Source organism: Ruegeria sp. CDSA236, from assembly GCF_059611285.1.
This window is the reverse complement of sequence record NZ_JBXWPG010000006.1, coordinates 242,015-266,167: the sequence shown is the minus strand read 5'-3', so window position 1 is coordinate 266,167 and position 24,153 is coordinate 242,015. Positions and strand designations below refer to the sequence as shown.

Here is a 24,153-nt window from a genome sequence, read left to right as displayed (position 1 = left end):
ACAGCAGACATGATAATCAACCACCCCCTTCTTGGGCCTCGCGACGCATCGGAATTCACCTATCTGGGCGACGCCGCGCTGATTGACCGCCCCGATTGGCAGGCGGAAAATGCCGCCGAGGTCTTTCACGACTATGCCTATCTGCGTGACAACCCGGCAGGCGAGCACCGTGAACTTTGGTACCACGAAACAGGTGACCGATCCTGGCTGGTAGTCACGCGCAACACGCTGACCCACGAGATTTCAAAGGTGGAACTGGCCCGCGATGTGGCCCGCGAACGGGGGCGCTCCAAATGACGCAGGTGAACCGGCTGAATGGCGGACAGATCGACCGCAATACAACGCTGAACTTCCGCTTTGACGGGCGCAGCTATACCGCCCATCCCGGCGACACTTTGGCATCTGCCCTGCTGGCCAATGATGTGCGTCTGATCGGGCGGTCTTTCAAATACCACCGTCCGCGCGGATTGCTGACCGCAGGATCCGAAGAGCCGAACGGCCTGGTCGAACTACGCTCGGGTGCCCGCAAAGAGCCCAATACCCGCGCAACAACCATCGAGATGTTCGAGGGGCTTGAGGCGCGATCACAGAACCGCTGGCCCAGCCTGAAATTCGACGCGCTGGCCGTGAATGACATGTTTTCCAACTTCCTGTCTGCGGGTTTTTACTACAAGACTTTCATGTGGCCTGCAGCCTTCTGGGAAAAGCTGTACGAGCCTACAATCCGTCGCGCAGCCGGGCTTGGATCGCTTTCGATGCAAGAGGACCCGGACGAATACGACAAGGGCTTTCGCCATTGCGATCTGCTGATCATCGGTGCCGGACCAGCCGGGCTTATGGCCGCTTTGACCGCTGGTCGTGCGGGCTCGGACGTCATTCTGGCGGATGAGGATTTCGCCCTTGGCGGTCGCCTGAACAGCGAAACACTCATCATTGACGATGCTGCGGCGTCTGACTGGGCGGCGCAGGCTGTGGCCGAGCTGTCCGCGCTTCCCAATGTGCGCCTGATGCCGCGCACCACGGTCATCGGCGCGTTTGACCACGGAATTTATGGCGCAGTCGAGCGTACGGGCGATCATCTGCCCAGTCTGCCCGCAGGCAAACCCCGGCAAATCCTGTGGCGTATCTATACCCAAAAGGCGCTGCTGTGCGCAGGCGCGACCGAGCGGCCAATCGCGTTCGAAAACAATGATCGCCCCGGCATCATGACAGCCAGCGCCCTGCGGACCTATGCCAACCGGTTTGGAGCAGCGGTATCGCAGCGCGTCGCGGTCTTTACCAACAATGATGACGGTCACCGCACCGCAGCTGATCTGCACGCCAAAGGTGTGAAAATCACCGCGGTGATCGATGTACGCAAGGACGCGCCAATCAGCCACGAATACGAAGTTCTACAGGGCGCTCAGGTCACAAATACCAAGGGCCGTCTGGGGCTGAGTTTTGTCGAAGTCGCCCTGCCCGATGGCTCAACCCGGACATTGGAATGTGGTGCCTTGGGCGTTTCTGGTGGGTGGAACCCGAATGTCCACATGACCTGTCATCAGCGGGGCCGCCCCACCTGGGATGAGACGCTGGCCGCCTTTGTTCCCGGCGCGGACCTGCCGGTGGGCATGTCCGTTGCCGGCGCGGCAAACGGCGATATGTCGACCTACGGCGCGCTGCGCTCTGGCGCCGAGGCCGCAATCGCCGCTTTGGACCTGACCAGTGCCAAACCCGATCTGCCCGAGGCCGAGGACGCGCCCATCGCGCAGACACCATTCTGGTACGTCCAGGGCTGCAAACGCGCCTGGCTTGACCAACAGAACGATGTGACGGTCAAGGATGTCCGTCTCAGCTATCAGGAGGGCTTCCGTTCGGTCGAGCATCTGAAACGCTATACCACGCTGGGCATGGCCACGGACCAGGGCAAGACCTCGAATATCGGCGGGCTGGCGATCATGGCCGAGCTGGCCGGTAAGTCGATCCCCGAGACCGGTACCACCATCTTCCGCCCGCCCTATACCCCCGTCCCGATTGCTACTTTCGCAGGCCGGATGAAGGGCAAAGAGTTCCACCCTACGCGCCTGACGCCCTCACATCACTGGGCCGAAGAACGCGGCGCGGTGTTTGTCGAGGTTGGAAACTGGCTTCGTGCGCAGTGGTTCCCCCTGCCCGGCGAGACCCATTGGCGCGAGAGCGTGGACCGTGAAGTGCGTCAGACGCGTGCCTCGGTCGGGGTGTGCGACTGCACGACATTGGGCAAAATCGACGTCCAGGGCACCGATGCGGCAGCGTTCCTGAACCGCGTCTATGCCAATGCTTTCGCCAAGCTGGCAGTCGGCAAAACCCGCTATGGCCTGATGCTGCGCGAAGATGGCATAGCCATGGATGACGGCACCGCCGCGCGACTGGCCGAGGATCATTTCGTCGTAACCACAACGACCGCAAATGCCGTATTGGTCTATCGCCACATGGAGTTCGTGCGCCAGTGCCTGTGCCCGGACATGGACGTGCAGTTGATTTCCACCACCGAGGGATGGGCGCAATATGCGGTCGCCGGGCCCAATTCGCGCAAGCTGTTGCAAAAGATCGTCGACCCGGAATTCGACATCTCGAATGAGGGCTTCCCTTTCATGGCCTGCGGCACCATCACCGTGTGTGGCGGCCATCGGGCGCGGCTGTTCCGGATTTCGTTCTCTGGCGAGTTGGCATTCGAAATCGCGGTTCCCTCTCGCTATGGCGACGCGCTGATGCGGCGGCTGATGACCGAGGGCGAAGAGTTCGACGTTGTCCCCTATGGCACCGAAGCACTGGGCGTCATGCGGGTCGAAAAAGGCCATGCTGCAGGCAGCGAGTTGAACGGCACCACAACCGCCCTGAACCTAGGAATGGGCCGCATGGTGTCCAAAAAGAAGGACAGCATCGGATCAACTCTGTCGGAACGCGAGGGACTGAACCAACCCGATGCACTGATGCTGGTGGGGATCAAACCGTTGGAGCCTGAAAACAAGGTAACCGCCGGTGGCCACCTGATGAACACTGACGGCCCGGTCGATGCAGCCCATGATCAGGGCTATGTCACCTCAGCCGTCTACTCACCCATTCTGAGCAGCAATATCGGGCTGGGATTGTTGAAAAACGGCGGCGACAGGCTGGGCGAGAAAATGCGCCTTGTCTCTCCGCTGACGGACCTGACGGTCGAGGTGGAAATTGTCTCGGCCCATTTCGTTGACCCGGAAGGAGAACGTCTGCGTGGATAATCTGGTTGCGATAACCGCCCTCGGCGCGGCTGACCCTCGGGTAGACACGGTTGGGCCTGCCACCTGTTCCGAAATACCGGGCGTGGCGTTGGTATCAGTCGCGGCGCGGCTCGGTCAGGAAACAGCGGCCAAAGCCGCATTGAAGAAACTAATTGGCGCTGAGGCACCAAAGGTCCAGAGGTTTGAAGGAACCGCAATCACCGCCTTTTGGGCGGGGCCAGAGCAATGGATGGTTGAAGCACCGCATGACACGCACGAGGACCTTGCTACGCAAGTAAAATCTGCCATTGGGTCTGCGGCCTCTGTCACGGAACAGACCGATGCCTGGGTGCGTTTCGACTTGGCTGGTGCGAACATTCAAGCAGTGCTGGAGCTTTTGTGCCAGTTGGATCTGCGCATATTGACTAAGGGAACGGCGGCGCGCAGCTCGATCCACCATATTGGCTGTTTCGTGCTGTGTCGTGGTTCGGATCACTACAGCCTGTACGGTCCGCGCTCGTCCGCCAAATCTCTGCACCATGCGATCCTGACGGCGATGCGATCGGCGCTTTAGTCAGCGCCTAGACCGAGGGCAAAGGGGCGTTATCCTCAACCCGGAAACGGTTGATGCGGCGCCTGTCCTCGCTGGGGCTCAGGCCAAAAGCCGACCGGTAATGTGTCACCAAGGGCGCAACAGATCCATAGCCGACAGCGGCTGCGATCTGGGAAATGGGGTCTTTGGTATAAACCACCATCTGACGCGCCGCTTTCATCCGCATTGTGCGGTAATAATGGCTGGGGCTGTGTCCGGTTGCCTGTTTGAATGCCCGCTCGATCTGACGAGGTGTGACGCCCATTTGTTTCGCAACTTCGGCAATCGAGATCGCTTGACCAATATTGGCGGCAAACATTTCAACGCTGCGTGAAACAAGCGGTGGAAGGCGGTCTCCCGTTTTCGGCGCTGTCGCATTGGGCACCTGCTGACGCACTGCCGCACCGCGCATCATCGGATGTTGAAACCAGCACGCAACCTCATGCGCAATGTCACCGCCCAAGCGATCGTGAACCAAATGCAGTGCCAGGTCGAACCCTGCCGCTGCACCGGCGGCGGTATAGCGCGTCACGGTGCGCACGATCACTTCGCTCCGGGCGTCCATATCGGGAAACTCGGCCTCAAAAGCCGCCTCATAGCACCAGTGGACCGAGACCGGCTGACCTGCCATTGCACCGGATCGCACAAGAGGGAATACGCCACCGCTGATCCCGCCCAGAACTGTTCCGTGCCTCCCAAGACCACGCAGCAAGGCATTGCCGCTAACAGCGTTGTCAAAGACCGAAGACGGGCTGCTGAGCAGGAATAGAATGTCGATATTCCTGCAGTCCGCCAACGCGCGATCTGCTTCGAACCCAACCCCTGCGCTTGACTGAACCTTTTGACCACGTTCAGAAACCAGCGACCATCTAAACGCTTGATGACCTGCGATTTCATTGGCCGCCCGCAGGGGTTCGATCACCGATGTCAAACAAGCCATCGGAAAGCCATCAAACAGCAGAAAGCCGATATCGATTCTGTCCTGATCCGTCATAGACCCGTCCTAACAAGTTCCTGGCGGCAACCCTACACCAAGTTTATGCCCAACGGATCAGTCCAATAATGGCAGAGGTCGCATAGAACGCCTGCAACAGCAAAAACGTCCAGCGCCGATCAATCAATGCCCATGCGGCAAACAGTGCAGACGACACCAACAGTAGAGAGAATCCAAGAATCTCAGCGCCAATATTCGAAGCAATCAGCAAGGCATAAGCCATGGCCAGAACCGATCCGGTGATCTCAAACAGTGTTGTCAGGCGGCGGTTAGCTGTTCTGTCTTCCGTCATCAGTTACACTTTCCTTTGCCGAAAGAAGAAGACAGCGTCAGCGGACCAGATTTGCATGCCGACTGATGTTCGAAGTCTGTGATATCCTCCGGGTATAGATTGTTCATTTCGAAGCTCCGCGTACATTGTGTTCGCGATACCTAATCTGACATTTGCCTTTGCCGCAAATGAATGATTATCATTCAATGATCAAAATCTGTCATGGGAAATCATGAACGAACGTTTGGAAATAGACGCCTTGCGCGCGCTGCTCGCAATCGCGACCTATGGTGGTGTAACCCGTGCGGCCCGACATCTGGCGCTTTCGCAATCGGCAGTCAGCCATAAGATCGGCCGTTTAGAGCGCGCACTGAATTGCAAACTGCTGACTCGTCGCAAAGGTGCCCCCCTGTTCACCGAAGACGGGCTGCGTCTTTGTGAATACGCCCGTCGAATTACCACTCTGCATGACGAAGCGGTGGCCTCACTTGGTAACAGGCCGCTCACCGGCCATTTGCGGCTTGGCATGACCGAGGATGCGACAACCAGCGGGATCGCCCAAATTCTTGGACGTTTCACGCGGCTGTACCCCGATGTTCGCGTACGAACCCGCACTGGTCAAAGCCTGAATGTTCAGGATTGGTTGAAGGGAGGTGAATTAGACTTGGCGGTGATTCAGATATTTCGCAACGACGTGCAGCCCGAAGATCTGATCCTGTTTCAGGATTCCCTTCATTGGGTCAAATCACCCGACTATCGTCTGAATCTGTCAGAACCGGTTCCGTTTCTGTCCTTTGACACACAGTGTTTCTACCGAAGATGGGGAATGGAAGACAGTCAGCAGCAGGACCACCGTTTTGACAATATCCTGGAATGTCCAAGTGCAGCAGGAATCCAGTCGGCTGTTCGATCTGGGCTGGGCATAGCGCTATTGAACGGGATGCACATTACACCAGACATGGAAGTCATCAACGATGTCTTTCCGACCCCTCCAGAGCTTGCCTATGTCGCACGGGTTCAGATGAACAACCGCAACGCCGTGACAAAAGCCCTGATTGCGGAGATAGCAAGAGAAGTCGAACGCGCGTTTCCCTTGCGCGTAGCAGTTTAGTGGTCAGGTCTTCATTAAACCAAAGCCACTCGACATCCTCTGTCGCCGGCGGTCGATTGACTTGCGGAACGCTGTTTCGCTGACCAGTGACAGCGGAAAAAGAACCCTCTCGCCAACGCCGTCAATCACGGTCAGCTTGCCGCTTCTTTCCTGCGCACGAACGATGTTTTCGAACCCCATGTCACCCACAATGATCCGGCCGCTTTCGAGATCGTCAAACAGTTCCATCAATTCAGCATGAAGACGTTCACGTCCGGCTTGATCCTTGGCCAGCGCGACGCGTTCCGAATGCAGGGTTGGCGCAAGATCTCCGTCCGGGCCGGTCAGTTTTTCCACCACTATCGCCGGGCCCGCTGATGTTGGCGCATATCCCATGAATTGCGCCAACCTCTCGATCTCGGGGCATCCACGGTTGAGCGCCGCCAGATATTCGTTTGCTTCGCGGTTCCATTGGCGCAGATTGCCATAGCGCCATTCGGCATAACGCGGCAGAAAATGGCTACGCACAGGTTCGTCCACCCGCACTTTCAGCAGCGCCCCTTCGACCTCGGGGTGCTGATAAATCAGATAGTTGCGACTTTTTCGCAGGGGTTTGTGGTCGCTCAGGTCAATCATGTCCGGGTGTTCCAACAGGGGTTGGGGTATGTGTCCTTGAATGCCGGACAGCCCAAGTGGGCGCATTCATAGAATTTTCTCAAACCTGTTACAACTCACCTTTTGATCAGGGCCCAAGATTGGGACGCGGCAAAAGGATAAAGGCCTGGTCACCAGTTGATACGACAACAGGCGTCGAGACCCAGTCGCCTGGATCGAACGGAGGTGTAATCCCATCGCATCTATCGGGCTGCTTCCAGCACATGATGATCTCGGCCCCGGTCAGATAGTTTAACCGCAACCGCAGCCCCCGTTCGAATTGAACTCTGGCGTCTGCCGCACCATTCACGCCAAGAAAATGTCCATAAATATACACGGTTTCGGCCTGTTCAGGCAGGCTTTGCGCCAATGCGCGCGTTGCTTTTTGCCAAGGCGGGATGAACATAAACGATGTTTTGCCAATGAGCATCAAATTGATCATCAACACGCACATCAACAAGATACGCGAAACACTTAACCATCTTTTTGAAGACTGCAGAAACTGAACCCCACACGTGGTGAGCACGACCCCAAACAAGATCCAAAGCCAGTTCAATGCCCGGACAGGGACCTGCACCCCCGACATCATCGCCTTGAGGATAAGCGGTGCCAGGCCAGCAATTGCAGCCATCAGGATCGCGACGGCAAACAGCCGTCTTCGGGTAAACAGGAACCCCCAGGCGCCTGCAAATAGGGCCAAGAGCATCAAGCCATAGCTGATTGTCCCTCCGCCCATTGTATAGATGATGGATCGGAGGAATACTTTGACCTTGGTAAGGTTCAGCAGCAGGTCATCGACCGAATTTACTTCGTTCGGCCCACGCCATTCAGCAACCGGAATACCGAATATGCCATGGTAGAAGTAGTTCAGGGTGTAAACACACAGGAGCGCCAGAACCAGGCTGACAAAGAAAATGATCAACGTAACAGCGACGTTTGTATAGGTTTTTGGTGCCTTGTTTGACAGCAGGATCAGTGTCAGCAACAGGAACGGATAGGTCGTGTAGGCCATGAAGGATAAGGGCACTGCTAGAACCAACAGGGCCAGCGACACACGATGCGGAAGAAACAGAACTGCCAGGCTGTACAAGGTGATAACCCAGATCCCCGGCAGCAACGTGTTGAACCAGTATGAAATCAGGAATGCTGGAACCGAAAACGCAATGAATAGCGCAAGATAACCTTTGTACCAGATCGGGTCCGAACGCTCCATGATCGCGACTGCCGCCGCAGCCGAGAACAAGCCCCAGGCTATGTTATAGAGATACATGCTTATTTGTGAGGGCCATAGAAATGGCCGGAACTGCCACCAGTAGTTCAACCAACGACCTTCATCCAAGGCCTTGTGGTAGGCAATCTCGGTCCAGCCCAGCAGCGCCGGGAAATCATCATGACGTACGAAAGGGTCGAAAAGCTGTGGCCAGTTGATCAGGAACAACGCAGCGGTGCAAAGCAGGGACAGAAAAAGAAACTCCTGCCGAGATGTTTTTTCCGTCATGATTTGTCGCCATATGACCTTGCAATAACAGAGGCCCGGACCTGCGCGATCGCGGTGACAGCCGACCGGGGCAAGGCACGCACAACCAGCTTGCGTAGGGTCCAGCCTAAACTGCCGACCTCTTTCAACGCGCCGGGCGCGACTTTGGTATCCAGCACGTCCTGAGACAGCCGGGCTGCCCCTGATTGGTTCGCATAGAGGACAGAATTATACCGATACCAGGGTTCGATCGATTGATCCCCGAACATCTCAGGCCGCAAACAATCATAGGCCGTGTATCCCCGTTCAGCGAACAAACCCTGCCAAAAGGACAGGCGCTGTTCATTTATGTGAAACTCGCCGCCCTGCCCCGGAACGGCGGCTGAGAACAGGACCAGATCGCTATGTGTGGTCAGGCTCTGAACCAGGCTGGCCGACGCGTCATGCGGCAAGTGTTCACCGACCTCAAGCGACTGAGCCAAATCAAACTGGCGTCCAAGCTCGACCGGTTTGGACAGATCTGCACCGATAAACGCCTCAGCCGGTATCGCAAGCTTGTCACGATCCACATAGTCGCCATCGACACCGGCAATATCCTTGCAACCCGCGGCCTGCCACTCCGACAGCCACACACCCCGCCCGCAGCCAAAGTCCACGACACTGTCCGCAGAGATTTTTCCTAGAAGGCAAGCAATTAGCCTGTTTGCGGACCGCCGGGCGCCCTGGTCAATATAGTCAAAGAACTCGTTTGAATAGATATGCGACATTGCCAATCTCTAGGTTGAATTCTGCGGTTTATAGACCCACAGCCGTAGGAACGCGAAGTTGATCACAGGCAGAACAACTACAACGACAGCGGCCGAGACAACTTCGCTCAGGCCAAAACGAGGGCCGGCCAGTCCGGTAATCGCAGCTGAAACCAGCAGCCCAATTCCGACCATGCAAAGAAACCGCCCAAACTGTGCAGGAACCACCAGCGCCTGCCCGAAGGTCCAGACTGTTTGCCCAATATATTGGATCAGGATTGCGGACCCAAAAGCCAATGCATTGGCGATCCAGGGCGAATGAAACACGCGCAACAGGCCCAGATAAGCCAGCATGTAGTAACCAGCCACGCATAAGCCCACGATGGCAAACCGGATTATGCGGCGCCGTTCGCTCATTTCTGCGCGGTCTTCTCTTCTACTATGGTGTCCAAAATCTCTGAGGTCTCTTGATCTACAAAATAGAGTGGTCGGTTTTTGGCCTCGATATACAGACGTCCGAGATATTCCCCCATGATTCCAAGCGTCAACAGCTGGATACCCGAGAAGAAACTGATCACCAGAACCGTCGACGCCCAACCCGCAACTGCGTTGTAAAGGATCAAGGACCAAAAGACGTAGACCGCCATCAGCGCGGCGATAATCAGTGTCAGAAAGGCCATTCGTGTGGCGATCTGCAGCGGTTTGATCGAAAAACTCGCCAGTGCATCAAGCGCAAAGCGGATCATCTTGGACATCGGGTATTTGGTCTCGCCCGCGATCCGTGGGTCGCGGATGTATTCGATCCCGATTTGACGGAAACCAACCCAAGCGAACATGCCCCGAACGAACCGCGCGCGTTCCGGCATACTCAGAACCGCATCCAGCGCCCGACGGCTAACAAGCCGGAAATCACCCGTGTCATTTGGAATGGGTACGTCCGAAAGCCGGTTCAATATGCGGTAGAAACCATGAGCTGTTACTTTCTTAATCCAACTTTCGCCTTTTCGCTCACTCCGACGCCCATAAACCACATCATAACCCTGATCCATCATCGCCATCATGTCCGACAAAAGCTCCGGCGGGTCTTGCAGATCAGCATCCAACATGAAAATCCGCTGCCCTAGGGCTGCATTCAGCCCCGCTGTCAGAGCGATCTGGTGACCGCGGTTACCCGATAGCTTCAAACCGCGAATACGCGGGTGAAACTCGCTTTGGGCACAGATTGCGCGCCATGTTTCGTCATTAGACCCATCATCCACCAGAATAATCTCGGATTCGGCGTTCCACTGTTCAGTCGCAGCGATCAGGCGCTCCACCAGTAAGGGGATCGACTCCTCTTCGTTCATGCATGGAATGACGACAGACAGTAACATCTAACCTCCGGGCGCAATTTTGCGGCGCACCTATCGCAAAACGGACCACCCAAGGAATAGCGTTCACTTGGCGTTGTAGATGTATTGATATCCCAACAGACGCATCAGCGAACAAGCCGAGCGCCGAGTTTTCACCTGTAGTTACCCAACCGACACAGGAATAGGCCCTACCCAACAGTTTGACTGCCTCTCATCCTGAAATTCCCTTGCCTGCAAGAAACAGTAATTCTGGGCCATCTAAATTGGATGAATTCGCTCAACATGGGTTATGTGAATCGCTTACCGAGCCTTTTTTGCTGGGGGGCTCGAAAACAATGTCTGAGATGTGAAACACCTAAGCGTCCAAGACAAGAGCTGGTGTTGTGGCGGAGAGACAGGGATTCGAACCCTGGAGACGGTCTCCCGCCTACACACTTTCCAGGCGTGCGCCTTCGACCACTCGGCCACCTCTCCGTGCGGGCGTTATTTGGACTATCGCCTGAGGATTTGCAAGGCCCGATTAGCGTAAAATTCTCTGGCTCGTTTCAGGTCCGAACTTGCCTCAGGGTTCGTCACCATCTCCGTCGGAAAGATCAGCCTCGGTCAATTCGGCGGGCGAAGAGGCCGGGGGCGCTTTTGTCGCTGAAACAGGCTCAGATGGGGGCATTTGCGCATTACCTGACGATTGAAGGGCCTCGGGGTTTCGCAGCCAGACATCACGCTGAGCAAACGGAATCTCGATCCCCTCTTCGACAAAGCGGCGATTGATCTCATGGTTCATGTCGGACTTCACCGAAAGAACCCAATTCACATCCCGCAAAATGGCGCGGATTTCAAAGTCCAGAGAATCCGCACCGAACCCCTGAAACACAACGCTGGGTGCCGGATTCGCCAATACCATCGGATGTGCGTTGGCGATTTCGCCCAGGATTGTCTCAACCACGCGGGTATCGGTACCATAGGCCACCCCGACCGGGACAATGACGCGTCCGATCGTATTTCCACGGGTATAGTTGGTGACAACACCGCTGATCAGGTCCGAGTTCGGGACAATGACATCTGTTCGATCGAAGGTCTCAATCCGGGTCGAGCGTACCGAGATGTCGCGCACATAACCCATCATCCCGTTTACGTCGATCCAATCGCCTTTTGAGATCGGACGTTCGACCAAAAGGATAATGCCGGACACAAAGTTCGAGACAATGGTTTGCAGACCAAATCCGATCCCGACAGAGAGCGCCCCGGCCACGATGGCCAGAGACGACAGATCGAAACCCGCAACCATGATAGCGACCAAGGCTGCCAGAAAGATACCGACATACCCCGTCCCTGAAACAATCGCGTTTTGACCACCGGGATCAATGCTCGTCTTTGGCAACAAAGAGGTCCGCAACCCACCCTGCAGGGCGCGTGTCAGTCCGTATCCGATCAGGAAAACCACCAGAAAAGTAAAGAAATTACTGGGCGAGACGGTCACGCCCCCAATGTCGAACCCCAAAAGGAGCCGCGACCATGCCTCTAACAAATCGGTCTCGCGTGCGCCCCAGATCAGCGCCAGAACCGGCAGGGCCAAAATGGCCATGGCAAAGCCAATCAGAACCGAAAACAATGTGTCCCGGGCTGCCTCACCCTTGCGGGTTATCAATCCATAAACCGAAGTCAGGAATCGTTGAAGGATGATCAGTGCGGCAATCAGGATCAACGATTTTACCGCTGGAAAAACAATGGCCTCAGCCGCGTTGTTATAACCGATGGCAGCCAGAACTGGGCTGACAACTCCCAACAGGAACAATGCTCGGCGCAAGAATTCGACCAGCTGGATGACCCCGGTTCCACGGGCATTGCCATCAGGTTCTGCCTGCACCTCGGCAAGCCGTATCTGCCGCGCACGCAACAGAACCAGAGCAGTTGCAAGAATAACTGGGAAGCCCACAACCGCGCGCGTCGCATCCGAAGTATTCTCGATCTGTTCGAAAAGGTTCCCAAGATCATGCAAAATGAGAAAAACGGCAAGCAGATCCAGGTAGATTCGAAGCTCGGTGATCCGCTTTGGCGAGAGCTTTCTGAAACCCTGCGCCTGCTGCATTACATAGACCTGACGACCAATCCAGTCGTAGTACAGAACAATGGCCGCCCAGAACGGTACGTTTTGTATCAGAAGGGTTCCCCGCAATCCCAATATCCCCGTCAAGACGACGGCTTTTACCAGCAACAAAACACCCAGCCATGGCAGAATTATCCGAAACAGCGATGTCAGGAATGTCCATACGCCAGTTCCCTGCCCCCCTATGGTACGCAGATAGTTCCCAGCAGCCTCGGACCAACGTTTTCCATAGCCCAGCAAAACAATGGCCACGAAGACCAGCAAAAGAATTCCAAGCCCCTGTTTGCGAAGCTGCTCATGCACCACGTCTGTTTGGTAGTTCTGCACAGCCTCGTTGAAAAGGCTTCGGCCCGCTTCAGTCAGGTCAACCCAGGCTGGTCGCCAATAGCTGGGGTTCAGTGGCGATGGGCCGCGCTCCAACAGCTCTTTTTTCTGCCTATTTCGCAGGATCTGGTCAATTTCTGCGATCAGTCCGTTGGCGCGACTGAAGGCCTCGTCGGAAATGATATGCGGCACCCGCAGCGCGTTCAGTTGGTTTTCAAGATGTGAACGCAGCGTAGCAATGTCTTCCGGTTCGGTTGCATCACCTTCCGGTCCGGGACCCAAAGCCTTGATCTGGCTTTCAAGGGTCTGAATACGCTCGGTATTTGCACCACGCGCGCTGTTGAAAACATCTCGATAGGTATGAATTTCCGATCGCAGATTTTCCAGCGAAGCGTTCGAGGCCCGATTGGCCTCGATCACATCTTCGGCCCGATCCGCCGTTTTTACCCAACCCTGATAGTAGTCACTTTGCCGATCCGAAAGCTGGGCCGTTGCAGGGCCAGACAGAACTGCAAACAAAAGTGAAACAAGGGCCAGAAACAGGCGGACCTGCCGCAACATCATACGTCCTCGAAAACGCCCGGAATGCTACGCGGCGCCTCGGTCATCCAATCAGGAACAGGCAATTCTTTTTCGCGCAGGAACTCCGGGTTGAACAGCTTGGATTGATAGCGCGTGCCATAATCACACAGAATCGTAACAATGGTATGGCCCGGACCCAGATCCTTGGCCAGGCGCACGGCGCCAGCCATGTTGATGGCGGTCGATCCGCCCATGACCAGACCTTCGTCGCGCAGAAGGTCAAAAATATATGGCAACGCTTCGTTATCCGTCATCTGATAGGCGAAATCCGGTTTGAACCCCTCAAGGTTCTTGGTGATCCGCACCTGCCCGATACCTTCCGCGATCGAGCTTCCCTCCATCGCGATCTCACCGGTTTTGTAATAGGAATACAACCCGGCCCCCATCGGATCGACCAATGCGATCTTGACGCCTTTGGGCTGCAGGGCCTCGGCCACACCGGCCAACGTGCCACCTGAACCAACCGCACTGACAAAGCCGTCGACCTTACCGCCGGTTTGCTCCCAGATCTCGGGGCCGGTGGTCTCGACATGGCTCTGACGGTTGGCGACGTTGTCGAACTGATTGGCCCAGATTGCGCCATTGGGTTCCGTCTGCGCCAGTTCTTCAGCCAGACGGCGAGAGTAATGTACAAAGTTGTTCGGGTTGCGATACGGCGCTGCCGGGACCTGAACCAACTGTGCACCCGCAAGACGCAGCATGTCTTTCTTTTCTTCGGACTGGGTCTCCGGGATCACGATCACGGTCTTGAAGCCCATCGACGCCCCGACAAGCGCCAGACCGATACCGGTGTTTCCAGCGGTGCCTTCAACGATGGTGCCCCCAGGTTTCAGGTCGCCCCGTGCTATGGCATCGCGAATGATATAAAGAGCGGCACGGTCCTTGACCGATTGACCAGGATTCATGAACTCGGCCTTGCCAAGAATTTCACACCCGGTTTCCTCACTGATACGGCGCAGCCGGATCAACGGAGTTTTCCCTACTGCGTCGGCAAGGTCTTTCGCAATGCGCATGGCGCCCTCATTTCTTTACGTATCAACGAAGATTTACAGATGCTGCGCAACAACCACAAGCCGCGATCACGCCCCACGCAGCCTGTCTCTGTGCCGAGCCAGCCAATGCGCCAGTGACAATAGCGGCAAATCCTTGAACCCATGCCCGTCGACTTGATCCATGAACTGAGCAAAGGGAATGATTTTGGTGCGGATATCCTCACCTTCCGAGGCAAGCCCGCCATCGTCTATCGTTTTCTCAAGATCGGCCAACCCTACGTAAAGATAGACGTATTCGGTGGACGATCCGCTGGACGAATAGGCCTCTCCGGCAAATTCAAGCGACTTGAGGCTGATCTGGGCCTCTTCCATCGCCTCACGCCGCGCTGCCTGTTGCGGCGTTTCACCCGGGTCAATCATGCCTGCAACGGGTTCCCACATCCACGGCTCGGGGTCTTCGATCAGGAAAACCGGTGTCCGAAATTGTTCAACCAAAAGCACCGCATCACGCCTCGGATCATATGGCAGAACCACCACAGCACTGCCCTGCATCAATCCGTTGCGGTTCAGCACCGACCCCATCGTGCCGTCATTCCTTCGGTGTTGAAGCTGAACCTCCTGCATGCCGAAATAGTCAATATAGGCATGGGTATGCTCGTGTACGATCACATCCTTCTTCGGATCACGCGCGTCACCGGTTCCGCGTTTGCGTGCAGCCAGCTTGGCCCAGGCGCGGGTTCGGATCGATGGAAAACTGCGCGCGATCTTGAGGGCATCGGCCTTGCCGTAATAGCCCATGACCTCTTGCGCGGCGGTTAGGGTCAAATCCGCCCACGCGTCTGCCCAGTCCTGCAAGGACCATAGCTCACCGGGCGACCACAGGTCAGGCTCGGGAAAGAACACGCTGACTTCGACAACAGAGCCATCGGGCAATTCAATGGGCTGCCGCTGCAGATCATAATCAAACCCCCCTTCATAGAAAATCAGTCGCTTGAAATCCTCGGGTTCGAGGCCCTGAACCAGAAGGCCATCCGCAACGCCCCCACGTTCTGGCTGGATCATCGGAAATGCCTCGTCGCGCACGCTGTAAACCGCGTGATCCTTCAGCTTGGCCTCTGACAAAGTCAAGCGTGACAGCGGACGGCCAAGCACCAGTTGCAGCAGTGGCAGATGCCGAAGCGTGCCATAGAAAAACAGATCGTTCACAAGGGTATCTCGCGTTGGTATTTGGGTGCTAGCGCCAGCGGCGGCTTGCTTCTTCCGTCGCCAAACCGGCGATAAGAGCGCCAATAGCCAAAGTCCACAGAATTTCCGGAGCTAACAACTGTTCGCCATAGCCAACGCCAATCTTGAATATCGCCATAAGGGCCTCGAACGGGCCGTCATAGCGGTGGCGCATGGCCAAGCGGAACATCTCATAGGTGCCCTGAACGAAAAGACCCCAAAACACCAGCGAGGCAATGCCTGTCAGTCCGTTATTGACGGCAGCGGTCCACCCTTTGCCGGTTCGCTTACCCATGATTTTCCAACCACACGCGACCCCAAGGGCCATGTTGACGACAGTGAAGTAGCCATAGCTTTTGCCTTCTTCACCATTTGCTATGATCATGCTGGAAACCAGAAATGCCACCACCGCCAGACAAAGGGCTGCGACAAGACGTGAGGCGCTGGGCATTCTAAAGGTCCGTTTACTAAGTAGGTTTCGCTATGGTGATCTGTGTCACATCACAGTTGCCGGTGTCAAAGGCCGCGCCGCAAGCGGTCAAATAATAATTCCACATGCGGCGAAAACGCTCATCAAACCCCATTCCCGAAATCTCGTCCCATTTGTCATTGAACGTCTCGTACCAGCGGCGCAGTGTCAGATCATAGCTTTTGCCGAATTCTTTTGACTTCACCACGGTCAGACCCGCATTCTCCACCTGCTCCTGCAGAATTGTCGGAGCCGGAAGCATCCCACCCGGAAAGATATATTTCTGAATGAAATCAACACCATTCTTATACACATCCCAGCGATGATCGCCGACGGTAATGATTTGCAAGGTTGCCTGTGCGCCAGGTTTTAAGCGATCACGGATAGTGTCGAAATAGACCGGCCAATATTTCTGACCAACCGCCTCGAACATCTCAATAGAGGCGATCCCGTCATATTGGCCCCGTTCGTCACGATAATCCTGCAGCTTCAGATCAACTAAATCTGTAAGTCCTTCTTTTTCAATGCGTTGACGGGCAAAGCTCAACTGTTCCTTGCTGATCGTCAAGCCTGTGACCCGCAGGCCACGCTCTTTTGCTGCATATTCGGCGAAACCACCCCATCCGCAGCCAATTTCCAGAATATGGTCACCGGGTTTGGCACCCATTTCATCAACCAGACTGGCGTATTTAGCGGTTTGTGCCTTTTCCAAGCTTTCCTGTCCGGTTTCGAACAAGGCACTGGAATAGGTCATGGTATCATCTAGCCATAACCCATAGAATTCATTACCTAAATCGTAATGATAAGAGATATTCTTTTTAGCCTGTCGACGGTTGTTTCGATGCAGCCAAAAGCGCAAGCGTTCATAGGCCTGTACCAGAAATTTCCCGGTGAAATCGTCGTACACGGTCTCGGTACCCAGATGCACTAGATCCATGAAGGCACGCAGATCTGGTGTGCTCCAATCGCCTTCCAGATATCCGTCTGAAAACCCCAGCTCACCCTCCCGGATAAGTCGTGCAAATACGTCCGGATTGTGAATATCGACCCGTGCGACAGGCCCAGGGCGTTTGCCTTCGGTTCGAAATACACGACCGTCTGGCAAGGCAATATCAAGCTGCCCCTGCTCCATCTGGTTCAGCATATTCAGAACATGTGCAAAATATCTTGGCAGGTCTGTCTGCCCTTCGATTGTAGTTAGAACCATCCGCTCTCCCCTGTGCGGTTGTTGTAGAAGGCTAAAACGAGTTTGTGTTTCTGGCAAGTTTTCAGTTCTTTACCGGCTTTTTCGGCCCTCGTAGGCCGACAAGGCGCGCGCGCGCCCTTCGGCCAAACCCACAACAGGGTTTGGGTATGGCGCGGACGGATCAAGACCCCACTTGCAGGGAATGGCTTCAAAATAATCAAGTGCGCTTGAGGGCGGGTTTGATTGTCCTTCGGCCACCCATTTCCGCACATAGTCGCAATAGGGATCATATTTTTTTTGCTGCGCCTCGGGGTTAAAAATACGGAAAAACGGGGACGCATCTGGGCCGGACCCAGCAACCCATTGCCAACCCATCGCATTTGAGGCCGGATCCCAATCGGTCAGGCAATCGGAAAACCAGCCCATACCGATTTTCCAGTGCGCCATCAGATGTTTGGTCAAATAACTGGCGACAATCATCCGTGCGCGATTGTGCATGCGACCTGTGACGTACATCTGTCGCAACCCAGCATCGACCACGGGAATGCCTGTCCTTGCCTGCTTCCAAGCAATGATCTCGGGGCTAGAGACGTTCTGGCCCCAAGGGAACTGATCCCATTCCGGTTTCCAGTTGTTGCTTAACAAATGAGGCGTATGGAACATCAAATGATAGGCAAATTCACGCCAAACCAACTGCCGCAAATAGGCTTCGGTACCGGACATGCCGAACATCTCTGCGCCCTGGAGGGCGTGCCAGACGCTACGCGGTCCAATCTCACCCAGCGATAAATATTCGGAAATGCCCGACGTTCCATCCTCGGCCAGTTGATCCCGGGCTTCGGGATACCCTGAAAGCCGTTCCAAGAACCGATGGAGCGTTTTGAACGCTGCGTCTTCCCCTGGCTGTACATAGCGGGCGCAAACTGATGCCCCGCGGTTCATTCCCGCGGCCAATCCCCACGACTCCAGAGTATCTGTATGCGGCCATTCCTTCGGCGGGGCCAGCGCGGCGGGTCGCGCATGTGGAAATGGAACCTCGCGTCTCTGTACCGATCGCCACATTGGTGTAAACACGCGAAAAGGCGTTCCGGTCTTGGTCTGGACGGTCCAGGGCTCAAAAAGCAGGTGCCCGGAAAACGATTTGGGCTGTACGCCCAGTTTGGTCAGAGCCGTCTTGATCCTTGTATCTCGGGCAATCGTGTCCGGATCGTAAGCCCGAGACCAATAGACCTCGGTGGATCCGGTTTCCTTGATCAGGTTTTGCATAACCTCCAACGCATCCCCGCGCCGCAAGATCAGACGGCTTCCCAACTGCGCCAACGCGCGGTCAAACACCTCAAGGCCCTTGCCGAGGCGCCATTTAGGAGCCGCACCCAAGGCCTGCCCGAGATCGTCGAAAATATAGACCGGAATGATTGGCCGCCCCGTTGCCGAAGCAGCGCTGAGTGCAGGATGGTCCGACAGTCGCAAATCCTGTCGGAACCACATAATTATCGGCGGGCTCTTGGGTCCCATGACTGCTCCGTATTGTTTACCTTTCTACGCAGCAGTGCCAGAACTGGATCACAAAACAGCGTCCAACGCATTCAAAAGCTGATCAATTTCCCGTTTCGATGTGTAATGCGTAAAGCTGACTCGCAAAACACCTTGATCCAGATCCACACCCATGGCCTGTAAAGGACGCACGGCATAGAAATCTCCGCCACCGGCCATAACCCCATGCGATGCAAGACTGGCAGCAACAGATTCAGCATTTCGGTTCAGCGCCAGCGCGACCGTTGGCGCACGCCGCGAGGCATCAGAGGTTCCGATCAGACGGACTGCATTGCGATCTTTAACCGCATCCAGAACCGGTTGTAGCAGGGCGATCTCGTGCCCGCGCATCAGGTCGTGGACAAACGCCCCCCGCGCTGCAGCACCAGTTCCGGGTCCGTCATGATGTTCGCATAAAAGATCGACGTAATCCGCCATCCCCGCACTGGCGGCGATCTGTGCGTGATCCGGCCCTGCAGGGGTAAAGCGTTGATAAAGAACATCGCCGTTGAAATAGTGCCCCTGATTGGGCAACAGCTCACCCAATGCCCGGCGGATCACCATGCATCCCTGATGAGGGCCATAGGTTTTATACGCCGAAAACAGATAGATATCCGGACCCAGATCACCGACATTCGGAAATCCATGCGGCGCGTAAGAGACACCGTCGACGCAGACAAACGCGCCTGCCGCATGTGCAATCGCAGTTATCTCGGTAACCGGATTGATTTCCCCGACCACGTTCGAACAATGCGGAAAACAGACCAGACGCACCTTTTCGTCCAGAATGTCCTCAAGATCCTGCGGGTTCAGAGACCCGGATTCGGGGTCTATCTGCCATTCGCGAACCTCTATGCCTTCATCAGCAAGACGGCGCCAAGGCCCCGAATTGGCCTCATGATCTTGATTTGTCACGACAATCGCATCACCCGGCTGCATCCACTGTCGGAATGCTTGCGCCAGAACATAGGTGTTCTGCGTGGTCGACGGGCCAAAGCTCAGTTCATCTGCATCCACACCCATGATCGCAGCCATTCGGGCGCGGGCCTCGTCCATTTCCTCTCCGGCCAGACGGCTGGCATCATAAGGGGCATAGGGCTGTACCTTGCGCTGGGTGTAATAGCGCGTCAAACGATCAAGCACCGGCTTGCAAGTATATGATCCACCAGCATTTTCGAAAAATGCCTGTCCCTGCAGGCTGGGTTCGGAAAAAGCCGGGAACTGCGACCGAACAAAATTGATATCCAGAGTGCTCATGGCACGTGCCTCCTTGATCATGCTTGCCTATCCAAGAGGTGCCCGAGCATGATTTCGGAACCCTCAGAAATCATGGCAGGTCTTCCAGCCCAGCCGACACGTTCAGGTGCCCGCAGAACCTGCGCCTTTGCCGCGCAAGTACGCCGACAAATTGCCCACAGCTTTTGCCATCGTCAAGAACACTGTGCCCTGAACCAAAGAAAAAGCCGGGCAATTATGCCCGGCCTTGAAAATGAGTACCGTTCGGGTGTCAGCCCTGAACTTTTGTGTAGGTTCCCTCACCGGCCAAGATACCGCGGAAACCGCCCGGCTCATCCAATCCGAATACGATCAGAGGCAGGTTATTGTCGCGCGCTAGCGCAATGGCCGATGCATCCATGACTTTCAGCCGCTTTGCCAACACGTCATCGTAGCTGACCGAGTCATAACGCACCGCGTCCGAATGTTCTTTGGGGTCTTTGTCATAGACACCGTCCACGCCGTTCTTACCCATAAAGATCGCCTCGCAAGCCATCTCATTGGCGCGCAGTGTCGCTGCGGTATCTGTGGTGAAATACGGATTCCCTGTTCCAGCGGCAAAGATGCAGACCCGTTTCTTTTCCAGATGCCGCACAGCGCGGCGGCGGATGTAAGGCTCGCAAACCTCATCCATACGAATGGCCGAGATCACACGAGTAAACACGCCAACCTCCTCAAGCGCCGATTGCATGCCAAGCGCATTCATGACCGTAGCCAGCATACCCATGTAATCCGCCGTCGTCCGTTCCATCCCCTGAGCTGAACCGCTGAGACCGCGAAAGATGTTGCCACCACCAATGACCATACAAATCTCGACCCCTAGATCGTGAACTGACTTTACCTCTTGCGCGATGCGCTGAACGGTGGGCGGATGCAGGCCAAAACCCTGATCTCCCATCAGCGCCTCGCCCGAAATCTTCAGCATCACTCGGCTGTATTTCGCCTTGGTTGTATCGACAGTGTCGGTTGTGGGGGAAAGGGTCATGTTGCGCTCCGGGCTGGCACGGGTTTAATTCCGGCGCAAAATGAAGCAAAAGCTCCGCGGGTTCAATGCGGATGATGAGGAATGAGGCAACCTGAATGGCCAATGCCAAGATGACGCAGTTTTGGGACCGCCTTCCCCCTATTCCTGACGACAAACCCGTCTTGATCGCCGGGCCCACCGCATCGGGGAAATCAGCATTGGCGCTGAAGATCGCCGAAACGTTCGGCGGCGTGATCGTCAATGCAGACGCAAGCCAGGTTTATGATTGCTGGCGCGTGATCTCGGCGCGTCCCTCCGCCGAGGAAGAAGCCCGCGCGCCGCATCTGCTTTATGGTCATGTGCCTTATGATCAGAACTATTCGACTGGCCACTGGTTGCGCGAGGTCAAGCCATTGCTGTCCGGCGGAAAGCGCCCCATCATTGTGGGCGGTACAGGTTTGTATTTTTCTGCCCTGACCGAAGGTATGGCCGATATCCCGGCGACTCCGACCAAAGTTCGGGCTGCCGCGGATCAACTGGACCTAGCTACACTGATTGATGGGGTCGATGCCAAAACCCTGGCCGGGATTGACACCCGGAATCGCGCCCGCGTTCAACGTGCGTGGGAAGTTCAGCAAGCCACCGGGCGCAGCTTGCGGGACTGGCAAGCTGACACCCCTCCTCCGGTTCTGAACCCGCAAGACGCCGTGCCCATTGTGTTTGATGTCGACAAAGAGTGGCTATTGGATCGGATCAGGCGCCGGTTTGACCTGATGCTGGAAAGTGGTGCTTTGGAAGAAGTTGAGGCGATGCGAAACCGGTATGACGCCTCGCTGCCGTCTTTCAAGGCCATCGGCGTTCCCGAGTTGGTAGCCTATCTTGAAGGCCGTATCACACTGGATGACGCGCGCGAGCGTGCCACAATCTCGACCCGTCAATTTGCCAAACGTCAGCGCACGTGGTTTCGCGCACGCATGAAAAACTGGATTCGCGCTGATTTATCAAAGTGATACTTAACGTAGTTACAAACCCATTTTCAGGACACCAACCGCAGATTCGAAGTGATCGAATCTGATTGGCGGTCACTATTCGAATTACCTAGAGCACAGATTAAGCATCCGCGATGACGGAAAGTTCGGCCGCAACATGTCGCTTTTGTGCAGTTGATGACGATTTCCGACATTGACCTCATGGGAAATCTGGTGCCGAATGACGCCATGGGGATGCTGCTTATCCAAAAAAGAACACACGAACCTGCTGCCTGGCACCAACTGGTCTGAGCGGTTCAGAGCTACTTCATCAAAATCGATGTCACAGGGAGAGACATTAATGAAACACCAAACCATTACCGGAGCGCCGATCCATCGTGCCGCGGAAATGCACGCGCAAGAGTACCGCGACGGGCAACTAAGCCGCCGCGAGTTTTTGGCGCGCGTGACGGCATTGGGGGTTACCGTCCCCGCCGCCTATGGAATGATCGGCCTGGCGTCTCCGGCACAAGCACAAGAGCCACCGCGCGGTGGAACTATCCGCTATCAGATGGAAGTGCGCGGCCTGAAAGATCCACGGACATATGACTGGACGCAAATTGCGACCTTCACGGCTGGCTGGCTGGAATATCTGGTCGAATACAACAATGACGGTTCGTTCAAGCCGATGTTGCTGGAAAGCTGGGAATCCAACGATGACGCGACTGAGCACACGCTGAACGTTCGCAAAGGCGTCAAGTGGAACAATGGTGATGACTTCACCGCAGCGGATGTCGCCCGCAACATCGAAATGTGGTGTGACGCGGCAGTCGAGGGGAACTCGATGGCATCGCGCATGTCATCCCTGGTTGACGAGGCAACCCAGAAAGCGGGTGAAGGTGCAATCACCGTGGTCGATGATCACACGGTCAAGCTGACCTGCAACACGCCCGATATCACGATCATTCCAGGTATGGCCGACTATCCGGCAGCCATCGTGCACAGCAGCCACGATCCCAACAATATGCTGGCCAATCCGATTGGCACTGGCTTCATGATCCCTGAAAGCCACGAAGTGGGCGTAAAGGGTGTACTGGTCCGCAATGAAGAGCACGACTGGTGGGGATATGCTGCGGGCAAGGGTGGCTATATCGATCGGATCGAATTCATCGACTACGGCACCGACCCTGCGGCCTTCCTGGCTGCTTATGAGGCCGAAGAGATCGACATGAACTGGGAGTCGGTCGGCGAATTCGTAGACATCTTTGACAGCATCGGTCTGACACGGTCCGAGATCCCATCGGGCTTTACCATCGTCATCCGCCCGAACCAGCTGGCCGAAGATGCCGACGGCAACAAGATCTACGCCGACAAACGTGTGCGGCAGGCCCTGGCCATGGCCGTCGACAACGCCGTCTGCCTGGAGCTGGGCATGTCAGGATACGGCATTCCTGCCGACAACTGCCATGTTGGCCCGATGCACCCGGAATATGACTCGGCTGTGACCCGCCTGCCCTTTGATCCCGCAGCGGCCAAAGCGCTGATGGACGAGGCCGGAATGGGTGACTTCGAGCATGAGGTTCAGTCCATCGACGACGACTGGCGCCGCAACACGACCGCGGCCGTGGTCGCTCAGTTGAACGATGCTGGCATCAAGGCACGTCATACAGTTCTTCCGGGTTCGACCTTCTGGAACGACTGGACGAAATACGCCTTCTCGTCGACCAACTGGAACCACCGCCCGCTGGGCACGCAGGTTCTGGCGCTGGCCTACAAATCGGGCGTAGCCTGGAACGAGGCTGGTTTCGCCAATGACGAGTTCGACGCGCTTCTGGCCGAGGCAAACTCGATCGCGGATGTCGACAAACGTCGCGAAGTCATGGCCAAGCTGCAGGCGATCATGATCGAAGAAGGCGTGACCATCCAACCCTATTGGCGGACGGCGATGCGTCACCACCGGGACAATATGGTTGGGGTTGAAAAGCACATCGCCGACCTGCCACAAATCTATAAGTTCGGCATTCTTTCCTAAGCCGACATATACAAGCCGCGCCGATTGGGCGCGGCTTTTTCGTCCGTATCGTGGCGACCAAAAAACAGCGAAGTGTGGGGCTTTTGACACCTGCACTGGCCACCAA

The 24,153-nt window shown here is 55.9% G+C and carries 21 protein-coding genes and 1 tRNA gene; 6 read left to right on the top strand and 16 right to left on the bottom strand.

The window, feature by feature from the left end; all coding sequences use genetic code 11:
- Positions 1-9: 9 nt before the first annotated feature.
- The 3 genes from AC2FLB_RS12345 to AC2FLB_RS12335 are packed head-to-tail and all read left to right on the top strand — an operon-like array spanning position 10 to position 3,792.
- Positions 10-297, top strand: coding sequence for a sarcosine oxidase subunit delta (locus tag AC2FLB_RS12345; protein WP_496690657.1), 288 nt, complete (start codon positions 10-12; stop codon positions 295-297).
- Positions 294-3,239 carry a sarcosine oxidase subunit alpha family protein gene (locus AC2FLB_RS12340; RefSeq protein ID WP_496709346.1) on the top strand — a complete coding sequence of 982 codons (2,946 nt, stop codon included), beginning with the start codon at positions 294-296 and terminating at the stop codon, positions 3,237-3,239. Before AC2FLB_RS12345 ends, AC2FLB_RS12340 begins: the two co-directional genes overlap by 4 nt.
- Positions 3,232-3,792 (top strand): sarcosine oxidase subunit gamma, encoded by a 561-nt coding sequence (locus AC2FLB_RS12335; protein WP_496690659.1) that lies wholly within the window; start codon positions 3,232-3,234, stop codon positions 3,790-3,792. The genes AC2FLB_RS12340 and AC2FLB_RS12335 overlap by 8 nt, the downstream gene beginning before the upstream one ends.
- 7 nt (positions 3,793-3,799) lie before the next feature.
- Here AC2FLB_RS12335 and AC2FLB_RS12330 read toward each other — a convergent pair whose 3' ends face one another.
- Both AC2FLB_RS12330 and AC2FLB_RS12325 read right to left on the bottom strand, forming a co-directional pair.
- The gene (locus tag AC2FLB_RS12330; protein ID WP_496704763.1) at positions 3,800-4,804 is read right to left on the bottom strand and encodes a GlxA family transcriptional regulator; all 1,005 of its coding nucleotides are present in this window, start codon (positions 4,802-4,804) and stop codon (positions 3,800-3,802) included.
- A 43-nt stretch (positions 4,805-4,847) separates the two neighbouring features.
- Complete coding sequence (locus AC2FLB_RS12325) at positions 4,848-5,096, bottom strand: hypothetical protein (RefSeq protein WP_142634203.1); 249 nt, start codon at positions 5,094-5,096, stop codon at positions 4,848-4,850.
- Positions 5,097-5,307: 211 nt separating this feature from the next.
- On the opposite strand from AC2FLB_RS12325, the gene AC2FLB_RS12320 reads away from it, so the two are divergent.
- Positions 5,308-6,186: a LysR family transcriptional regulator gene (locus tag AC2FLB_RS12320; RefSeq protein WP_496690661.1), complete on the top strand. Its 879-nt coding sequence runs from the start codon at positions 5,308-5,310 to the stop codon at positions 6,184-6,186.
- Positions 6,187-6,189: 3 nt separating this feature from the next.
- On the opposite strand, the gene AC2FLB_RS12315 is transcribed toward AC2FLB_RS12320, so the two are convergent.
- The 14 genes from AC2FLB_RS12315 to pyrH all read right to left on the bottom strand — a co-directional run bounded on the left by AC2FLB_RS12315 (position 6,190) and on the right by pyrH (position 21,068).
- Entirely contained in the window at positions 6,190-6,867 is a 678-nt protein-coding gene (locus tag AC2FLB_RS12315) for a YrbL family protein (protein ID WP_496709345.1), read from the bottom strand.
- A gap of 40 nt (positions 6,868-6,907) precedes the next feature.
- Positions 6,908-8,317, bottom strand: coding sequence for a hypothetical protein (locus AC2FLB_RS12310; RefSeq protein ID WP_496709344.1), 1,410 nt, complete (start codon positions 8,315-8,317; stop codon positions 6,908-6,910).
- Entirely contained in the window at positions 8,314-9,063 is a 750-nt protein-coding gene (locus AC2FLB_RS12305; protein ID WP_282021316.1) for a methyltransferase domain-containing protein, read from the bottom strand. The genes AC2FLB_RS12310 and AC2FLB_RS12305 overlap by 4 nt, the downstream gene beginning before the upstream one ends.
- Before the next feature lie 9 nt (positions 9,064-9,072).
- A complete protein-coding gene (locus AC2FLB_RS12300) occupies positions 9,073-9,459 on the bottom strand; it encodes a GtrA family protein (protein ID WP_496709343.1) in 387 nt (128 codons plus the stop codon).
- Positions 9,456-10,415 (bottom strand): glycosyltransferase family 2 protein, encoded by a 960-nt coding sequence (locus AC2FLB_RS12295; RefSeq protein ID WP_496709342.1) that lies wholly within the window; start codon positions 10,413-10,415, stop codon positions 9,456-9,458. Before AC2FLB_RS12295 ends, AC2FLB_RS12300 begins: the two co-directional genes overlap by 4 nt.
- Before the next feature lie 363 nt (positions 10,416-10,778).
- A tRNA-Ser gene (locus tag AC2FLB_RS12290) sits at positions 10,779-10,868 on the bottom strand.
- Positions 10,869-10,956: 88 nt separating this feature from the next.
- Positions 10,957-13,383 (bottom strand): DUF3772 domain-containing protein, encoded by a 2,427-nt coding sequence (locus AC2FLB_RS12285; protein WP_496709341.1) that lies wholly within the window; start codon positions 13,381-13,383, stop codon positions 10,957-10,959.
- Entirely contained in the window at positions 13,383-14,417 is a 1,035-nt protein-coding gene (locus tag AC2FLB_RS12280; protein WP_142634220.1) for a cysteine synthase A, read from the bottom strand. Before AC2FLB_RS12280 ends, AC2FLB_RS12285 begins: the two co-directional genes overlap by 1 nt.
- Before the next feature lie 66 nt (positions 14,418-14,483).
- Positions 14,484-15,602: an NUDIX domain-containing protein gene (locus AC2FLB_RS12275; RefSeq protein WP_496709340.1), complete on the bottom strand. Its 1,119-nt coding sequence runs from the start codon at positions 15,600-15,602 to the stop codon at positions 14,484-14,486.
- A gap of 28 nt (positions 15,603-15,630) precedes the next feature.
- Positions 15,631-16,071, bottom strand: a complete 441-nt coding sequence (locus tag AC2FLB_RS12270) for a TrgA family protein (protein WP_142634225.1) — start codon at positions 16,069-16,071, stop codon at positions 15,631-15,633.
- Positions 16,072-16,087: 16 nt separating this feature from the next.
- Entirely contained in the window at positions 16,088-17,296 is a 1,209-nt protein-coding gene (locus AC2FLB_RS12265) for a class I SAM-dependent methyltransferase (protein ID WP_496687748.1), read from the bottom strand.
- Positions 17,297-17,365: 69 nt separating this feature from the next.
- Positions 17,366-18,790 (bottom strand): cryptochrome/photolyase family protein, encoded by a 1,425-nt coding sequence (locus AC2FLB_RS12260; RefSeq protein WP_496704773.1) that lies wholly within the window; start codon positions 18,788-18,790, stop codon positions 17,366-17,368.
- Positions 18,791-18,838: 48 nt separating this feature from the next.
- Positions 18,839-20,065 carry an aminotransferase class V-fold PLP-dependent enzyme gene (locus AC2FLB_RS12255; RefSeq protein WP_496709339.1) on the bottom strand — a complete coding sequence of 409 codons (1,227 nt, stop codon included), beginning with the start codon at positions 20,063-20,065 and terminating at the stop codon, positions 18,839-18,841.
- Positions 20,066-20,315: 250 nt separating this feature from the next.
- Positions 20,316-21,068, bottom strand: a complete 753-nt coding sequence (gene pyrH, locus AC2FLB_RS12250; RefSeq protein WP_142634233.1) for a UMP kinase — start codon at positions 21,066-21,068, stop codon at positions 20,316-20,318.
- A gap of 95 nt (positions 21,069-21,163) precedes the next feature.
- On the opposite strand from pyrH, the gene miaA reads away from it, so the two are divergent.
- Both miaA and AC2FLB_RS12240 read left to right on the top strand, forming a co-directional pair.
- Entirely contained in the window at positions 21,164-22,057 is an 894-nt protein-coding gene (gene miaA / locus AC2FLB_RS12245) for a tRNA (adenosine(37)-N6)-dimethylallyltransferase MiaA (RefSeq protein ID WP_496709338.1), read from the top strand.
- A 319-nt stretch (positions 22,058-22,376) separates the two neighbouring features.
- The gene (locus AC2FLB_RS12240) at positions 22,377-24,047 is read left to right on the top strand and encodes an ABC transporter substrate-binding protein (RefSeq protein ID WP_496690672.1); all 1,671 of its coding nucleotides are present in this window, start codon (positions 22,377-22,379) and stop codon (positions 24,045-24,047) included.
- Positions 24,048-24,153 lie beyond the last annotated feature (106 nt).

Bases quoted from the DNA above. Each gene is read 5' to 3' on its own strand.
- AC2FLB_RS12345 (WP_496690657.1), top strand. From the start codon at position 10: ATGATAATCAACCACCCCCTTCTTGGGCCTCGCGACGCATCGGAATTC.
- AC2FLB_RS12340 (WP_496709346.1), top strand. From the start codon at position 294: ATGACGCAGGTGAACCGGCTGAATGGCGGACAGATCGACCGCAATACA.
- AC2FLB_RS12330 (WP_496704763.1), bottom strand. From the start codon at position 4,804: ATGACGGATCAGGACAGAATCGATATCGGCTTTCTGCTGTTTGATGGC.
- AC2FLB_RS12325 (WP_142634203.1), bottom strand. From the start codon at position 5,096: ATGACGGAAGACAGAACAGCTAACCGCCGCCTGACAACACTGTTTGAG.
- AC2FLB_RS12320 (WP_496690661.1), top strand. From the start codon at position 5,308: ATGAACGAACGTTTGGAAATAGACGCCTTGCGCGCGCTGCTCGCAATC.
- AC2FLB_RS12315 (WP_496709345.1), bottom strand. From the start codon at position 6,867: ATGCGCCCACTTGGGCTGTCCGGCATTCAAGGACACATACCCCAACCC.
- AC2FLB_RS12310 (WP_496709344.1), bottom strand. From the start codon at position 8,317: ATGACGGAAAAAACATCTCGGCAGGAGTTTCTTTTTCTGTCCCTGCTT.
- AC2FLB_RS12305 (WP_282021316.1), bottom strand. From the start codon at position 9,063: ATGTCGCATATCTATTCAAACGAGTTCTTTGACTATATTGACCAGGGC.
- AC2FLB_RS12300 (WP_496709343.1), bottom strand. From the start codon at position 9,459: ATGAGCGAACGGCGCCGCATAATCCGGTTTGCCATCGTGGGCTTATGC.
- AC2FLB_RS12295 (WP_496709342.1), bottom strand. From the start codon at position 10,415: ATGTTACTGTCTGTCGTCATTCCATGCATGAACGAAGAGGAGTCGATC.
- AC2FLB_RS12285 (WP_496709341.1), bottom strand. From the start codon at position 13,383: ATGTTGCGGCAGGTCCGCCTGTTTCTGGCCCTTGTTTCACTTTTGTTT.
- AC2FLB_RS12280 (WP_142634220.1), bottom strand. From the start codon at position 14,417: ATGCGCATTGCGAAAGACCTTGCCGACGCAGTAGGGAAAACTCCGTTG.
- AC2FLB_RS12270 (WP_142634225.1), bottom strand. From the start codon at position 16,071: ATGCCCAGCGCCTCACGTCTTGTCGCAGCCCTTTGTCTGGCGGTGGTG.
- AC2FLB_RS12265 (WP_496687748.1), bottom strand. From the start codon at position 17,296: ATGGTTCTAACTACAATCGAAGGGCAGACAGACCTGCCAAGATATTTT.
- AC2FLB_RS12260 (WP_496704773.1), bottom strand. From the start codon at position 18,790: ATGGGACCCAAGAGCCCGCCGATAATTATGTGGTTCCGACAGGATTTG.
- AC2FLB_RS12255 (WP_496709339.1), bottom strand. From the start codon at position 20,065: ATGAGCACTCTGGATATCAATTTTGTTCGGTCGCAGTTCCCGGCTTTT.
- pyrH (WP_142634233.1), bottom strand. From the start codon at position 21,068: ATGACCCTTTCCCCCACAACCGACACTGTCGATACAACCAAGGCGAAA.
- miaA (WP_496709338.1), top strand. From the start codon at position 21,164: ATGGCCAATGCCAAGATGACGCAGTTTTGGGACCGCCTTCCCCCTATT.
- AC2FLB_RS12240 (WP_496690672.1), top strand. From the start codon at position 22,377: ATGAAACACCAAACCATTACCGGAGCGCCGATCCATCGTGCCGCGGAA.